12 protein-coding genes and 4 tRNA genes are annotated in these 15,294 nt (G+C 65.7%); 4 read left to right on the forward strand and 12 right to left on the reverse strand.

What is annotated here, in order from left to right; genetic code table 11:
* Positions 1-91 precede the first annotated feature (91 nt).
* Positions 92-2,461, forward strand: a complete 2,370-nt coding sequence (locus ACWEKS_RS00610) for a glycerol-3-phosphate 1-O-acyltransferase (protein WP_452338155.1) — start codon at positions 92-94, stop codon at positions 2,459-2,461.
* A complete protein-coding gene (locus tag ACWEKS_RS00615; protein WP_452338156.1) occupies positions 2,458-3,987 on the forward strand; it encodes an HAD-IB family hydrolase in 1,530 nt (509 codons plus the stop codon). Before ACWEKS_RS00610 ends, ACWEKS_RS00615 begins: the two co-directional genes overlap by 4 nt.
* Here the strand turns inward: ACWEKS_RS00615 and ACWEKS_RS00620 are convergent, their stop codons facing one another.
* The 7 genes from ACWEKS_RS00620 to ACWEKS_RS00650 form a co-directional block, all read right to left on the reverse strand.
* Entirely contained in the window at positions 3,988-4,689 is a 702-nt protein-coding gene (locus tag ACWEKS_RS00620) for a polyprenol monophosphomannose synthase (protein WP_354831630.1), read from the reverse strand. It lies immediately after the preceding gene.
* Between the two features lie 123 nt (positions 4,690-4,812).
* On the reverse strand, positions 4,813-4,995 hold the full coding sequence (locus ACWEKS_RS00625; RefSeq protein ID WP_379425351.1) for a hypothetical protein: 183 nt from the start codon (positions 4,993-4,995) through the stop codon (positions 4,813-4,815).
* Positions 4,996-5,088: 93 nt separating this feature from the next.
* Positions 5,089-5,162, reverse strand: a tRNA-Phe gene (locus ACWEKS_RS00630).
* Between the two features lie 57 nt (positions 5,163-5,219).
* Positions 5,220-5,293: transfer RNA gene (locus tag ACWEKS_RS00635), tRNA-Asp, on the reverse strand.
* 35 nt (positions 5,294-5,328) lie between these two features.
* Positions 5,329-5,401 (reverse strand) — tRNA-Glu (locus tag ACWEKS_RS00640).
* A 92-nt stretch (positions 5,402-5,493) separates the two neighbouring features.
* Positions 5,494-6,159, reverse strand: coding sequence for a TetR/AcrR family transcriptional regulator (locus ACWEKS_RS00645; RefSeq protein ID WP_354830940.1), 666 nt, complete (start codon positions 6,157-6,159; stop codon positions 5,494-5,496).
* A 1,260-nt stretch (positions 6,160-7,419) separates the two neighbouring features.
* Positions 7,420-7,492, reverse strand: a tRNA-Lys gene (locus tag ACWEKS_RS00650).
* Between the two features lie 361 nt (positions 7,493-7,853).
* Here ACWEKS_RS00650 and ACWEKS_RS00655 point away from each other — a divergent pair.
* Together ACWEKS_RS00655 and ACWEKS_RS00660 are read left to right on the forward strand one after the other, a co-directional pair.
* Positions 7,854-8,672, forward strand: a complete 819-nt coding sequence (locus ACWEKS_RS00655) for a tyrosine-type recombinase/integrase (RefSeq protein ID WP_452338157.1) — start codon at positions 7,854-7,856, stop codon at positions 8,670-8,672.
* 494 nt (positions 8,673-9,166) lie between these two features.
* Positions 9,167-9,550, forward strand: coding sequence for a hypothetical protein (locus ACWEKS_RS00660; RefSeq protein WP_452338158.1), 384 nt, complete (start codon positions 9,167-9,169; stop codon positions 9,548-9,550).
* 3 nt (positions 9,551-9,553) lie between these two features.
* On the opposite strand, the gene ACWEKS_RS00665 is transcribed toward ACWEKS_RS00660, so the two are convergent.
* The 5 genes from ACWEKS_RS00665 to ACWEKS_RS00685 form a co-directional block, all read right to left on the reverse strand.
* Entirely contained in the window at positions 9,554-9,790 is a 237-nt protein-coding gene (locus ACWEKS_RS00665; protein ID WP_452338159.1) for a hypothetical protein, read from the reverse strand.
* 116 nt (positions 9,791-9,906) lie between these two features.
* Positions 9,907-11,760 (reverse strand): PIN domain-containing protein, encoded by a 1,854-nt coding sequence (locus ACWEKS_RS00670; RefSeq protein ID WP_452338160.1) that lies wholly within the window; start codon positions 11,758-11,760, stop codon positions 9,907-9,909.
* Positions 11,761-11,873: 113 nt separating this feature from the next.
* A complete protein-coding gene (locus tag ACWEKS_RS00675) occupies positions 11,874-12,047 on the reverse strand; it encodes a hypothetical protein (protein WP_452338161.1) in 174 nt (57 codons plus the stop codon).
* 46 nt (positions 12,048-12,093) lie between these two features.
* Positions 12,094-13,197 carry a competence protein CoiA family protein gene (locus ACWEKS_RS00680; protein WP_452338162.1) on the reverse strand — a complete coding sequence of 368 codons (1,104 nt, stop codon included), beginning with the start codon at positions 13,195-13,197 and terminating at the stop codon, positions 12,094-12,096.
* Positions 13,198-13,497: 300 nt separating this feature from the next.
* Complete coding sequence (locus tag ACWEKS_RS00685; RefSeq protein ID WP_452338163.1) at positions 13,498-14,232, reverse strand: hypothetical protein; 735 nt, start codon at positions 14,230-14,232, stop codon at positions 13,498-13,500.
* Between the last annotated feature and the right edge of the window lie 1,062 nt (positions 14,233-15,294).

A 15,294-nucleotide genomic window follows, 5' to 3' on the forward strand; every position in this document is an offset into this window, starting at 1 on the left:
ACGCCCCGACCGGGGAATTGCCCGACCTACCGACCGACGCCGCACGTTTGGGCTTCAATGGATCGCAGCGGCTCATGCGGAGGTAACCAGAATGCTCGATCATGACAGCCGGCTCCCCGAAGCCGCGCTCACCGCTCCGCAGTCCGTGGTCGCCCTGGTCGACGCCGCCTCCCCGGTAGAGCGCGCCCTCGTCGGACACTGGCTGGCCGAGGGCGGCATCACCCAGGAGTTCGGCACCGCTGCCCCCGTCACCCAGCTCGACCTCGACCCCGCGGCCGTCACCGCCCGGCTGGTCGGGCGCAGCGACGATCCGCTGGTGGTGCCGGTCCGGGTGCTGTGGCTGCCGCCCGAGCGAGACGGCGTGCGCCGCACCACCTTCAGCGACCTGCTCACCCTCACCAATCCGCGCAAACCCAACCGGCTCATGCAGCGGCGGCTGCTCAGCAAGGCCCCCGACCGGCACCTGGTGCTGACCGGGCAACCCGCCCGGCTCAGTGAGCTGCGCGCCAACAATCCCGGATCCGCCGGTGCGCCCGACGCTTTCGGGCGGGCCATCGTGCGCGCCGGCATCGTCGCCCTGGAACGCGCCGAACGCGCCGTCATCGGCGACCGGTACAAGGTGCCGCGGCTGGTGGTCGAGGAGATCCTGGACTCGCCCGAATTCCTGCGGCGGCTCGACGCCATCGCCGAGGAGACCGGTATGCCCGCGCGCGAGGTGTACCGGCGGGCCGAGAAGGGCCTGCGCGAACTCGTCGCGGCACAGAGCCGGCTGGTGTCGGACCTGTTCACCCAGGCCATGCGGCCCGTGCACGCCTCCACCTGGAAGGTCGACGCCGACGAGTCCGGGCTGGACCGGCTGCGCTCGCTCAACCGGCGCTACCCGCTGGTCTTCCTGCCCTCGCACCGGTCCTACGTGGACGCCTTCGTGCTCGGGGACATCCTGGCGCGCAACGACTTTCCGCCCAACCACGTGGTCGGCGGAGCCAATCTGAAGTTCTGGCCGATCGGGCCCATCGCGCGGCGCACCGGAACCGTGTTCATCCGCCGCAGTTTCGGCGACGACGAGGTGTACAAGGCCGTCGTCGAGGAGTACTTCGCCTACCTGCTCACCAAACGCTTCAACCTGGAGTGGTACTTCGAGGGCGGGCGCACCCGCACCGGCAAACTCCGGCCGCCCCGCTACGGACTGCTGAACTACCTTGCGGCCGCGCTGCGTTCGAAGCGCATCGACGACGTCATGCTGGTGCCGGTATCCATCACCTACGAACGGCTCAACGAGATCGGGGCCATCGCCCTCGAACAGACCGGCGGCCGTAAACAACCCGAGGGCCTGACCTGGCTGGCCCGCTACGTGCGCAACCAGCAGCACTCGGCCGGGCGCGTGTACGTGCGCTTCGGGACCCCGCTCTCGGCCCGCGACCGGCTGGCCGTGAACGGCGATCCGCTGACGGTCCACCCGAATCCGCCGTCCGAGCGGACCCTCGAACTCGAGCACCTGGCCGTGCAGCGGCTGGCCTTCGAGGTCGCCGTCGGCATCAACGACGTCACCCCGATCACCGTCAACGCCCTCACCACCCTGGTGCTGCTGGGCGTGCACGAGCGCGCCCTCACCCGCGGCGAACTGCGCGCCGCCATCGCGCCCGTGCTCGGCTACATCCAGCGCCGGAACCTGCCCAGCGGCGAACTCGACGCGCTGCGCGACGATCACGGGCTGGCCGTGGTGCTCGAGCAGCTGACCGTCGCCACCGTGGTCACCGTGTACCGCGGCGGGCTGGAACCGGTGTACGCCATCAATGCCGGGGCGCACCTGGAGGCCGCGTTCTACCGCAACAGCGCCGTGCACTGGTTCGTCAACCGCGCCATCCTCGAACTGTCCATCCTCACCGCCGTCGAGGCGCCCGAGGGCGATCAGCTCCGGGTCGGCTGGGAGGCCGCCTTCCGGCTGCGCGACCTGCTCAAGTTCGAATTCTTCTTCCCGGAGCGGGCCGAATTCACCAGCCAGCTCACCGCGGAAATGCTGCTGGTGGATCACGACTGGCATCAGCGCACCGCCGCGGGCACCGTCGGCTCCGACATCCTGGCCCGGCTGGCCGAATCCGGGTTCATGATGGCGCACCGGGTGCTGCGCTCCTTCTTCGACGCGCAACTGGTGGTGGCCGAACGGCTGGCCGCCCGCGACCCGGTCGCCGAGGTCGACAAGAAGGCCCTCATCGACGAATGCCTGCAGGTCGGCAAGCAGATGCTGCTGCAACAGCGGCTGCACAGCCCCGAATCGGTGTCCTCCGAATTGTTCGGCAGCGCGATCAAACTCGCCGACAACCACGGCCTGCTCACCCCCTCCGACGATCCCGCCGATCTGGCCGCCCGCCGCAGCAGCTTCGCCGCCGAACTGCGCGCCATCGGCCAGCGCATCTCCCGGGCCGCCACCCTCGACCCCTCCAACCGCCTGGAAGCGCTGTGACACACCGGGTCCGGGGGATCGGCGCGGGCCGGCCCGCACTGCCGCTCCGGCCCGGCGTCGGCGTCACCCAGCGCCCGGTCGGCGCACAGGATCTCGGCGCGGCCCTCGACGCCGTGCGCACCGGACCGCAAGGACCGCGCGTCGCAGCGATTTTCGACTTCGGCGGCACCGTCGTGCACGGATTCAACCCGCCGCCGCTGCCCCGGCGACTGCTGCGGCGCAGCAGCACCCAGGGCGCGCTCACCGCCACCCTGCTCGGCAGTATTCGCGGGGCGCGCAGCGAGGGCGAGTACGAGCGCTTCCTGCAATCGGTGATGTACAGCTGGGCCGGGACAGCCGAGGACGAGCTGGCCCGACTCGGGCGACAGGCGTTCGCGCGCAGCGTGTACGGGCACATCTACCCCGAGGCCTGGCGGCTGGTGCGCGAACACGAGGCGGCCGGGCACACGCTGGTGCTGATCAGCTCGGTCACCTGCTACCAGGTGCGGCCGGTGGCCGAGGAACTCGGCGTCCCGCACGTGCTGTGCACCGCCATGGCCGTCCAGGACGGCGTGCTCACCGGGCACGTGGAGGGAAAGCCGCTGTGGCGCAACGGCAAAGCCGACGCCGTTCGCCGCTTCGCCATCACCCACGACATCGACCTCACCCAGAGCTGGGCCTACGCCGACAGCGCCGCCGACCTGCCGCTGCTGCAGACCGCCGGGCACCCGGTGGCGGTGAACCCGGATCCGCGCGTCGTGCTGGAGGCGGCCGAAAAGGATTGGCCGGTACTGCATTTCCGGCCCCGACAAGCGCCCGGGGCCACCGACTACGCCCGCACCCTGGCCGGATTCACCGGTCTGCTGGGCGGGGCCCTGTTCGGCGTGGCCGCCAAGGCGCACACGAAACAGCGCCGCCAGATGGCGGATTCGATGATGACCTACGCCGCGGACACCACCCTGCGCGGCACCGGGGTGAAGGTCCGCGTGGTGGGCGCCGGGAACGCCCGCGCCCCACGCCCGGCCGTGTTCGTCTTCAACCACCAGAGTCAGTTCGACATCGTGGTGCTGGCCGAGGTGCTGGGCACCGGATTCACCGGCATCGCCAAGCGGGAGATCACCAAGAACCCGATCTTCGGTCCCCTCATGCGCTTCGTCGAGGTGACCTTCATCGACCGCGCCGACACCGCGGCCGCCAAGGCCGCGCTGGAACCGGTCGTCGACACCCTGCGCGGCGGACTGTCGGTCGTGATCGCGCCCGAGGGCACCCGATCCCTGACCCCGCGCATCGGGCCGTTCAAGAAGGGCGCGTTCCACATTGCCCGGCAGGCGGGCGTGCCGGTGATTCCGGTGGTGATCCGGAATGCCGGCGAAATAGCGTGGCGCAATTCGGCCGTGGTGCGCAAAGGCGTCGTGGACGTGGCCGTCCTACCGCCGATCGATGTCAGCGGCTGGGATCCGGCCGATATGGACGCCGAGGTGGAGCGGGTCCGGCAGTTGTTCGTGGATACGCTGCTCCACTGGCCCGAAAGCCGCCCCGGCAGTTAGTCAGACAGCGCGACCGAACAGCAGTTTCCACGGCATGGCCGCGGACTCCAGCTGCACCTTCAGGCTCATCTTGGACGCGCCCTTGGTGCGCTCCTCGAAACGGATCGGCACCTCGGCGATCGAAATGCCCTTCTTGACCGTCCGGTAGTTCATCTCGACCTGGAACGAATAGCCGTTGGACTTGATCGAGGCCACGTCGATGGCGCGCAGCGTGTCCGCCTTCCACGCCTTGAAACCGGCGGTCGCGTCCTTCACGCCCAGGCGCAGAATCATGTTCACGTAGAAGTTGGCCCAGGCCGACAGCGCCTTGCGATACCACTTCCACTCCGCCGCGGTGGAACCCCCGGGAACATAACGGGATCCGAGCACCACGCCGGCATCGGTGGACTCCAGCTTGTCCAGCATGGCCGGGATGACCTCGGCCGGGTGCGACAGGTCGGCGTCCATCTGAATGACCACGTCGGCGCCCTCGTCCAGCGCCCGGGTGATGCCGGCGATGTACGCCCGGCCCAGACCGTCCTTCTCGGTGCGGTGCAGCACGCCCACCACGTTCGGCAGGTCGGCGGCCAGCTTGTCGGCCACCTCACCCGTACCGTCGGGCGAATTGTCGTCCACCACCAGCACATGCAGGTCGGCCACCGGTAGCGCGGTCAGCCGCTCCACCGCCACCGGCAGGTTCTCCCGCTCGTTGTAGGTCGGCACCACCACGGTGACCTTCAAGGTTTACCCTCCCGCTCGGTCGTTTTCTGGCTACGAAACCGTACCTGGTCAACCTGAGTGCCTCGTGAGCGCACCGAACAGCGCGTCACCCCCGTCACTCCGGCGTCAGTCGTCCTCTTGGTCCGCGCGCCGATTTCGTTCCCGCACAATATCCAACGCCCGCTCCGCTGTCGCCTTATCCGGATAGGGCCCGATCCGATCGCCGACCCAGCAGGTCTTCCCCTGCTCCGCCTTCTGATGGGAGATGCAGTAATACCACTGGTTGTCCTCAGCCATGAGGTCCAGCATTGCACCAAGATCAGACCCTCAGGTCGAAAAACACGCGGAGAACCCGGGAATGCGGAAAGACCCCGTCCGCGGGACGGGGTCTTCCAGATCCGGTGGCCAAGGCCGGGATCGAACCGGCGACCTTCCGCTTTTCAGGCGGACGCTCGTACCAACTGAGCTACCTGGCCGTAGGCACCCGATTCGAATGCCACGCTGTACCACTTCTTGCCATGCAAGGAGTCTTGCGACCCTGACGGGACTCGAACCCGCGACCTCCGCCGTGACAGGGCGGCGCGCTAACCAACTGCGCCACAGGGCCTTGCTCTTGCTCCTACAACGATGTTGCCATCGTTGTACCCCCTACGGGATTCGAACCCGCGCTACCGCCTTGAAAGGGCGGCGTCCTAGGCCGCTAGACGAAGGGGGCCCGCCGGATCTCTCCGGACCGTTTGCTCAACGGCTTCCGTTGGGAGCGGAGATAGCTTATGACAGGCTCCGCGTGATTCCCAAATCAGCTGGTCAGAGTCCCAAGTTGAGATCTTCGAGCCGGGCGGACACCCGCCAGCCGGTGCGGCGGAACTCCTCGGTCCACTCCGGTGTCGCGGTGGCTTCCACGATCACCTCGAGCGCCTCGGCGAACCGGGCCCGCAGATCCACCGGGCCCGCCAGCACATCGGAGATATAGCGCTGGCCCGCCAGCGCCGCCGCCAGGGTGCGGGTGAACCGGTCCGGATCCGAATCCGGGCGCAGTTGTTTGTGCTCGGTCGCTTTCACCGCGAGCTGCCGGATGGCGCGCCCGAGGATGCGGCCGCCGCCGGCCTGGATGTCGCGGTAGAACTCCGGCTCGATGATGAGCCGGAACTCCGCCTGGATGATGATGTCGTTCTCCAGCCGCAGCGCGATCTCGTCGATCATGCCGTGCAGCACATCCAGCGGACCGAGATCGGTTCTGGCGAGCCATCTTTCGGTCGATGCCCGGTAGCGGTCGACCGCCGCCTCCAGCACCGCACGAGCCAGGTCCTCCTTGGAGTCGAAGTGAAAGTACATGGCCCCCTTGGTCGCCCGGGAACCTTCCAATATGCGGTTGAGCGAAGCAGCGGCATAGCCGCTCTTCCCGAACTCAACGGCGGCGGACCTGATGATCGCCGCGCGTGTCCGGCGGGCCCGCTCTTGCTGCCGTGCCATGCTCGAAACGCCTCCGAAGCTAGCTAACCGTCGCCGACCGCCGCGCGGCCTCGACGCAAAGTTACGTGTCTTTCAAATACTTCAAAACGGGCTTCGCCCGGAATTACCAAACTTTTGGTACGAAAAAGCGCGAAAAACTTGAAACACACCAACAGGTATAGTTTTTCCCGCCCGGGTGCACCACAGGGGGGTGCGCACCCGGGCGTTCACGTTGTCCTGGTCCGCCTCCCCGCAGCTTCATCGTATTGGAGCCGCGATCGGCCAGACCGGTCGCGACACGTTCGGGCACATCAACGATAAGCCGAATCCCGTGCCGCCGGGGCAATCCCGGTTCCTCGGGAATTCACCAGTCGGTCACCGTACCCGGAAAGCGTACCCAGCGTGAGGTGTACCGGAAAGTCAGTTAGCCAGCACACCCCCTATCGAATGCCGCAATTCCCCAGCAATCGTAAGGATGATTGGTTCGAATCGACGAATTCGCCCATATCCCACCGATGTTCGGCCGGCCGATCGCCGCCGCGCGCGCTGTCCACACCGACACCGCATCGCCGCCGAGCCGCCGCCCCCACGCCCGCGCCGACTCCGACCGGTTTCCCCCCCAGCTCCAAATAGCTTGCCACACATCACCATTGGATGATATTCACACTCCAGCGCAACGAAACAAACTGAGTGGCAAGGCGATTGCCGGACCCCTCGGCACCGGCAATCAGCGCCCGCTTACCGGGCCGTCCGGAACCCATCGGGCAATGGACACGGCGAAACCACACCGCCACCCCACCCCGCCCACACTCCGCGCCGACCCCGGCCCACCCCCGGGTCCACCTTCTCGCGGTGCCGCACCGACCGGTCCGCACCCTCACAGGGCCACATCGTCCCCCCAACCGACCGCCTCGGCTCCCCGAGCCCCGCCGATCGGCACGGCCCGTCACCCCAACGGCACACCGCGTCATTCCCCACCCGGACGCCACCGATCCCCGCGGTCCCCCGCCGCGCCCCCGCGCCGCACCGGCCCGGACCCCGACGGCGCATCGTGACCTGCGCAAATATCGTCTGCCAGAGCGCAATCGGATACTCGTTTAACACTTATGGGGTCGGCCCATTAAACTGACCTCCCGCACGCCCCTATAGCTCAGTTGGTAGAGCTACGGACTTTTAATCCGCAAGTGATAGCGCTTCTAGCTGCGGAAACGTTAGAATCATGGGGCATTCATGGGGCACATACGAAGAAGGGGCACCCGTAGGTGCCCCTTGACTGGCTTGTGCCCCCTGTAGGACTCGAACCTACGACCTAGAGATTAAAAGTCTCCAGCTCTACCAACTGAGCTAAAGGGGCTTGGCTGGGACAGACTACAACATGCCCCACGCTTGCCCCACATCGTTATCGACGGAGGCGTGACCAGATGGCATGGGCCGAGAAGCTTCCCAGCGGCCGCTACAGGGGCGTCTACAGGGACGCTACAGGCGAGAAACGGCGGCTTCCGGGGACATTCACCCGCAAGGACGACGCCGTGCGCTACGCGGGCAAGGAAGAGGTGAATCACCGGGAGTCACCGAGGCCTGCCGAAGCCGGGAAAGCCACATGGGGCGAATGGGAACCTCGATGGCAGACCGGTCGGATTGTGGTGAAGAGCACAGACCGATCCGACCAAGGACGGCTACGCGACCACGTCCGCCCTCGGTGGGAGAAGGTCGCGATGCGCGACATCACCACCGACGCGATCCAGAACTGGGTCACCGAGCTCACGAACGCCGGCATGGCCGCCTCGACGGTTGCAAAGTGCTACTACCTTCTCAGCGCTTCCATGAAAGCGGCCCACAAAGCCAGGGTGATCGACGCGAATCCTTGCAAGGGGATCGTGCTGCCCAAACCTGGCCCGATGCCGGAACGCTTCCTGGATGACAGCGAAATTTCAGCAATCACCGAGTCGCTGAACGATTTCGATCAACTCGTCGTCGAAGTCCTTCTCGGAACCGGGATGCGGCTAGGTGAGGCGATGGGCCTGCACTGGGAGAACGTGGATCTCAAACGCCGTGTGGTCTCAATCGAATGGTCCTACGATCCGGTAGCCCAAGAGATGAAAGCTCCGAAGGATCATGAACGCCGCGCGATCCCAATTGGGCCGAGTTTGACTCAGCGGCTGCGTAGGCACCTTTCGCATGTCGGCGTAGGCAAGCCTGCATCGCGACCGGTCGAGTACCCGCGGAACTCTCGCGTGCATTCAGGGCTTGTCCTCGCGCACACCGAGGGCCGCCCCTTCGATCCGTCCAACCTTCGGAACCGGTTCGACGCGTCTGTCCGGATCGCATACGTCGGGAAGGGAAGAAGTCGGCACCAAATCGGCCACGTGCGACTTCATGATCTACGTCATACCTATGCGAGCCATCTGCTGGAGAACGGGATTCCGATCGAGGAAGTCTCGCGGCTGCTCGGCCATGCGAGCATCACGACCACCATGCGATACGCCCACCGCGCGAAGTCGCAGTGGGACAACGTTCGCGCCGCTCTCGGCTGATCGAGCTACCCGTCACTGGCCTCGTGGGGTTTCAAAGCGCGCTGTGAACACCACTGGCGCACCTCCAACACCCCACGCCGGTTGCCGGTCACGACCACGAATGAGACGAGCCCAAGCCATGCACCCTCCCGGGTCCGCGCCCAAGCGTGTAGCAACCCGGGGACAGTGCCCCCAAGGTCCAGCCCGCCGGCGCGGACGCGCATCGGAAGCTCGTTAGCGCTGGCATCGGAAGGATGACTTGCGATGGCCAACGTCAGTTCGACCGTGACCCGCTGCGGTGGGTCGACCACGCGCCGGAGCGGCGGATCGAACTCGACAGGCCATGACTCGAACATAGTTTCGAATCTTAATACCGGCGCTCCGGCGAAACGACCGACCACTGATCGACCGGAACAACCGACCGCTGATACCAACCTCATGAGACACAGCAGATTGCTCAGAGCTGCCTGCGCGCCTGCGGTCCTGTGATCCATCGCGGCCGCAGAATCGCAGTCATGGCAACCAATCCGGGCGCTGAGCCCCGAGCCGCCCAGCCCAGCCGCCGGCACCCGGCCGACTTCCATCCGCGCCCTGGCAAGCAGTTCACTCAGGACCGGGCCACGGAACTGGATCGCCAGTGGTTCGACGCGAACCCGAGCGCCACCTGGTACGTGCGCACCGGGCTGCCAGGTGAGTTCGTCAAAGGTCGTGGCCCTATGGTCTGCCCTCCGACCCACCGCTATGTCGTATTCGTCGAACGCGGTCTGCCGCCTGAGCAGTCGCGCAGCTCGATCGGCGTGGCGCCGCTGCCACCCGATGAGAACGAACTCCCGGCCGAACTGCTGGCCTTCTTCGCCGAGAGGTTCACTCGCATCTGGCGGCGCGACCTGCTGCCGTAACAGTCAGAACAGTCGATCCGGCGGTGCCGACCGCGGAGTCGACTGCTGACGCTGGCGGATCTTCTCCTGCTCCTCCGCGCCGAGGAAATCAAGAATCGCGCCAATCTGCTCATCCAGTTCGAACACACGCTGTTCCTGCGCGGCCGTGTCCGTGTCCGGGTCGTCGGCCAATATTGCGTCCATCTCCGCATAGATGCGCGCACGTTCGGCGCGAAGCTCATCCAGCCGGTTGCCAGCCACGCGGACACCCTACGGCTCAAGCCGAACCACACGCGCAGGAATCCACGCCCATCGACGCTCGTCGCCCGGCTATGGCTGAGCCGCAGAAGAGTCCGGTATAGGCTCCCAGCGCACAGCTAGCTCGCCGGGCGTTCAGGCCGTTTCTTCTCGGTCTTCTTACCGGTGGCCTTTGTCGCGGCGCTCTTCCTAGCGGATGGCTTCGCCGGGGTGGTCTTCTTCCCAGCTGCCTTCCCAGCTGCGTCCTTCTTCGCGGCGCCCTCTTTTGCTAGGGCTTTCTCGGGAACGGCGTCAGCAGCAGATGACTTGTCTGCCAACGACTTCGCAACCGAGGTACGCGGACCACTAGCCGCCTCGGAAGCCGCCGTGTTTTTCGCGCCGGTCCGAGTCTTCGCGACATCCCATTGAGGCGCCGCCGCGGTGGCTCGTTGGTAGGCGCTCTGATTGGCGATGTCGATCCCAGCCCGTAAGCCCAGCAGGCGGTCCTGTGCCTTCAACGCCTCATAGCCAGCATTTATGGCGAAGCCATCCGTCAACTTGGACATGCCGGTAAACGCTCTCTCGGCCACGCTCTCGCGCCACATGTCCGCGCCGCTCATCGCGGTTTGGATCGCGTTCTCACGCCACTTGTCCGTGGCGCTCATCGCGGTCACGCCGACGCCGTCCAACTTGAACATGTCGGCAATCGATTTCAGACCCGGCAGGCGGTCCCCCAGTTTGTCCTTCTCGACGAGGGCATTTACATGAAGGCCATCCATCAACTTGGACATGCCTATGAGGCCCGCGTTGGCCTCCAGCCCGGACATCTGGAACGAACCGAGGAGACTGCCGAAGTCAGCCGGTCGTTGCGGATTCGCCACAGAACCTGCAGGCCCGCCCGCTGCGCTGCGGTAGCTGTTCGCGAGTTCCCAGGACTCACGCATTGGATCATCAGGAAGGGCCTCGATACCGGTAATGGTCAGGTCGCTGATGTGATCGTCGGTTCCGACGGCAATGCTGCCTGACAACCGAAGGACTTTCGCTTGCGTGCTAGCCGACGCTCCGTGGAAGACGGTGAGTTCGACTTCAGTATCGAGTACGAAGCGAGCCGTCCATCCGTCATTGCCGCGACCAGCGGCTTCAGCAAACTCCCACGGTCCGATCGAGCCGCCGGTACCGGCAACGACGGCTCCGGTGACCTCCAACGCCAGTGCAGCCTTCTCCGGGTCGAGAATGCAACCCCGAATCGTCTCGTCAAGCCGCTTGGCGAGAGCCGCGTCGTCCAGTCGTTCGAGACGCTGGTCGAGATCCTCTGCGGCGATGGGGTCGAAGCTAGCGGCGATGTGCTGCTCAAGCCTCTGCAGGTTCGTGACGTAGCGCACCCGATCCGATAGGCCGAGAGTAGACAGCTCATCAGCGAGATGCGGGTGAAACCGGATCGGACAGCTGTTCCGGTTCCCCCTGCCGTCATCGGTCCAGACGCCGTCCTCCGGGCCGAAGTCTCCGGTGTTGTTGCTTACCAGCCAGACCTGTTCGTCGGGATTGTCTTTCGCGACGGACAGCAGCGTGTGCCAGACGACGGCATCTCGGAACCCGTCCGGATTCTCCTTGGTTCCATACGGCTTCCGGCGGTAGACGGCGCGGTGCACGATGTCGGTGTAGTCGATCGCCGGCGGCGGAACCACCAATGCACCCAGCTCGCTGAGACGGTCGCGCACCGACTGCTCGTACTCGTCGATGTACGTACGGATCTTCTCGGCCATCTCCTGTTGAAGCCCGCTGAGTCCGAATTCCCCAACATGAAGTACCTCGACGGCAGCGAGGGTCTTCTCCCACTCGACCCGCATCATGTTTACCGTCTCGACCACAGCCACTTCGGGGACTACGACCTGCGTCTTCCACTCCTCACGGTGCGCGGCCAAAGAATCCCAAACGCGGGACCGGAGCATCGGTGATCCACGAAAGATGTTGGTATCGACAACAATTATGGGCACAGTGCTCCATTCTGGCCGTCGAGACCGATATACCCCGCACGCGGATCGGCGCGCCGCCGCCCGGCCTCGAACGCGTCACCACTGCCAAGCAGCCAACCAGAGCAGCGGCGCTGCTACTTGGCCGCGTCCGGCGGGATGGGGACGAAGTAGCCGTGCTCGTGGCCGTAGAAGTCGTAGAGGCAGCCGATGCAGACGATGGCGTTGCTGGTGCCGAACAGGAATCCCCCATCCGGTGCGACGAACTTGTTGCATTCGATGCAGGTGTCGCCATAGCGGTTGCGGCGCATCAGTTCTCCTTGATCGATGGTTCGGGATTACCGGGTCGGGTACCGGCTAGACCCACCCGGTGACCGCGGCAAGTGCCAGGACGAGCGCCACGAACAGCAGGATCTTGAGATAGTGGCCGCGCGCGGCGAGAGCCGCAGTGACCTCGCGCAGCTGGTTCTCTCGCTCGGTCAACTGCCGTCGGGTATCGCCCAGGTCGGTGACAGCCTGTCTCTCCATGGCGCTGATCTCGGTGATACGGCGGGTCGCGCTGGTGATGGATTCGCTGAGGCTGTCGCGCTCCCCGGCGGCGGCGTCGCGTTCGGCTGTGCGGGCCTCCAGGTCGCGCTCGTAGCGAGCGTTGGCGTCCCCGAGCGCCTTGATCTGGCTGCCCTGGACCCGGATCGCCTTGGCCTGGTCGGCGACTCGCGTGTCGGCGGTCTTGAGGTCGCTGCGCAGGGCGGCGATGTCGTCGGCCTGTTCCCTGGTGTATGTCGTCCAGTCGACCACGGTGGCCCACCCCGCCTTCTCGGTATCTCGATATGCCCACGCCAGTTCGCCGTCGATCCAGGCGTCGAAGAAGGAGCGGATCGCGATCGGCTCGACCCCGAGCACCGCACGCCGCGAATGCCGTAGGTGCCCAGTGTGGGCGAAGTAGTGCCCGCCGGCAGTCGGGGTGAAGGTCTTGACTCCGAGCGCGGGCAGTTTCTCCACCCAGGCGCACGAGCGGGTAAGCCACAACACCTCGGCGCCGGTGGCATCACGGTGGTGCTCGGTGCGCACGCGGGCGTCCTCGAAACTCAGTGACGACCATTGAATTTCCACGGCATAGCTACGGCCGTGGTCGTCGGTGCCGGACACGTCCGGGCGGCGGCCGTCCTGCCACACCTCGACCGCGGCGTCGACCCCACGCTGCCGCAGCTCGTGACAAACCCAGTGTTTAAACCGGCGGTGCAGGAACGTCTCGCCGGCGGTCTTGCGCTCGGCGGCGCTGGCGTGGGCGCCATGGCCTTTACCGTGGCGGACATAGGAGTTCTTGCGTGAGGACCGGTACACCTCGACCGGGTGCTCGCATACCAGACACCGCAACCCCGCGGTGTTGTGCCAGATGCGGAAGTTCTCGGCCGCCAGGATGTCGATGAACTCGTCGTACGGCCCCAGCGCTGCGGTCATCTCCGACGCGAAACACTGCACAGCCCTGCTGGATTCGTCCATGCCCCGACCCCGACACTCGCGAAATATCTACTCACACAAAGGTAACCGTGACCACCGACACCGAGTGTGCAATCCTGTAAGTGGATCCCCCACACCACGATTGATGCGTACGCCTCAATCAGCCGGGTTGATGAGTACGCCTCAACCCGCGAGTCACTCGAACAGCGTCAGCTGTCCCGCCCGCGGCCCCGCCGGCGCAACAGAACAGATCCAACAACCTCGGCCGCCGCCCCGCCGAGACGATTACAGGTCGAGCGTTCATCGTGCGCCCCGGATGCCAGTAGTCGGCGTGTTCTGCTGGGGTGGCGTGGATTCGGTGACGGTGAACGGGTCTCGGCAGACCCCGCACAGAATCGGACCGGCGTCGATGGTCCTCTGCCGTGCGCGCACCCGCCGCGGCGGCGTGCACCCGCACACCAACGCACGCCCGTTACGTGGGACCTTCTCCTCCTCCGCGTCGTCTTCGTCCTCGTTGTGGTCGCCGGTGCCTTCGTCGTTGACTCCGGCCGGGTCGTGTTCGGAGCGCCGGTGCGCCACCAGGACGCGCTCCAATGCCTCGATCTCGCGCACGTACTCGTCAGCGGTCGCATCCGGGACGGTGGTCAGTGACCAGCCGCTGCCGGCGCTGCGTTCGACACCCAGCCCGAACTCGGCAGCGATCTCCCGGAACTTCCCGTTGTGATAGGCACCGCCGCGGCTGGTGTCGGCCACGCCACGCGCCGACGCCGCACCGTGAACGGCTTCGTGCAGCAGGGTGCCCAGCACCTCGCGTGCACCGAACGCCAGTCCTTCCCCGCCGACGAACAACTCCGGCAGCAACTCCGGGCCGTGCTTCCAGCGTGCCGGCCCGAAGTGCCCCAACCGCACACCCTTACGGCCCGCGGAACCGGCGGCCATGGTCGCCACGACATCCGGGACATCCGGATGCCGGGCACGCAACTGGCCCCAAACCGATTCGATAGTGGTGATCAGAGAACCTGCGATGGCGGTCATACCACGCCCCTCAGAACTTGATGATTATCCATCAATTCTACCGAAACATGGTGCACACCAACAGTTTTGATCAGCACGGTTGAATGACGGATTTGAAGAGTGCTCATCAAAATCGCTGAGCTTCAACTCATTTCGAAACCTCGACGCCGTTGATGCGTATGAATCAACGCACGTTGATGACTACTCATCAATCGAGTACACCCGCCGGCGCAACGTTCGATTGGGACCGCGTATCGTTGTAGACCACTGCCGACCGGTACGGCCCAATCTGCACGCCTATCAGCGCTTTTCAGTAGGTCGAGTGGCGGACCTTTCGCCGCGAATTGGTGGCCACGTGGGCAACAATCGACAGTGCCACGAGAACCCGGCCACAGCGTTGCTGTCACGATGCTACCGGGTTGCCTTTGATCAGCGGACGTTCCGCCATAGCAACGATCGTGGCTGCCTGAACGCTGCGGTAGACCACACGGCTCGCGCGTGCGCTCCCCTCCCCTCTCTGTGAAGGCCTGCCCCCGGTGAGGGCGGGGGTCCGGTGGGCAGCGCCCCCGCGCGCAGCCGTCAGGCTGCGGACCTCCGGAGTGGAGCACGTGCCTGTCGTGGTGGGGTTCCTCTCCGCTTGGCCTGGGGCGTCTCGATCACACGGGTACCGGTCGTCAAGGGTGGCGCTTGCGCCATCGGCTTGCCGACGCCGCAGGCGCCCTTGATGGCCGGTACCCGTGTGATAGCCCCAGAACAGGCCGAGCGGTGAGGTGCCCCGCCACGACAAGCCGAGCGGAACGCACGCGCGAGCGCAGCTCGCGATTCCCCGCCTAAGAGGTAAGTCGCCGTACGAAACCGGGCTGATACGTCTGTCGCGGATCCGTAGACCGCCACGTACGCAGACGAGTCGACCAACTCGAAGCGCCGCCGAAGGCAAGGCGCTCCGTATGCCAGCGCAACCCCATCGCAAACGCACCGATACCTACCCAACGCAACCACTTCTCTTCTCTTCACCACCACACCAACCCTCCCCTACTTGATCTTTTTGATTTCTGATTGCTCCCCACCCCACCCAGTTCCACA

The sequence above is a fragment of the Nocardia sp. NPDC004711 genome (assembly GCF_053601595.1).